Annotated in this window: 1 protein-coding gene; it reads right to left on the bottom strand. The window is 51.0% G+C overall.

Features of this window, described 5'->3' with window-relative positions; all coding sequences use genetic code 11:
• Positions 1-565: NAD(P)/FAD-dependent oxidoreductase (locus tag R7Q46_RS29180; protein WP_318078578.1), on the bottom strand; the 565-nt coding region annotated here is incomplete at both ends.

Genomic DNA, 565 nt, shown 5'->3' with positions numbered 1-565 from the left:
ATGTTTCTCAAGGCTGCGCTCAAGCAGCAGAGCGATGTCTTCGTTAGGAACTAAGTTGATAGAAACTTTCTGACCCGCTTTCCAGAAAGAGGAAATTTGCAAAACCGAAGGACCCGATAAGCCGCGGTGAGTAAACAACAGCGCTTCTTTGAACATGGTGCCGTCTTCGGCGGTAATTTCCGCAGGCACAGCAATGCCAGACAGTTCAGCAAAATCTTCTTTGTCTTCTTTGTGCAGCGTAAATGGCACAAGTCCCGCCGTGGTTGGGATTACCGGCAGACCAAACTGCTCAGCCACTTTGTAACCAAACGGCGTCGCGCCCAGTTTTGGCATGGAAAGGCCACCGGTCGCAATCACCAAAGATTCGCACTCAACAGGCTCAGTACCCGCGTGCAGACGAAAGCCTTCTTCGGTTTTCTCAATGGTGTGCACATCGCATTGGTAACGCTGTTGAATGTTTGGCATGTCACACTCGGCCAGCAGCATCTTCACGATGTCTTTGGCGGTAAAGGCATCGACACAAAACAATTGGCCGTGATCGCGCTCTTCAAACTCGATGCCGTGT

The organism is Vibrio sp. 811, assembly GCF_033339195.1.
The sequence above is the reverse complement of the archived record's forward strand: the minus strand, read 5'-3'. Positions and strand labels throughout refer to the sequence as shown.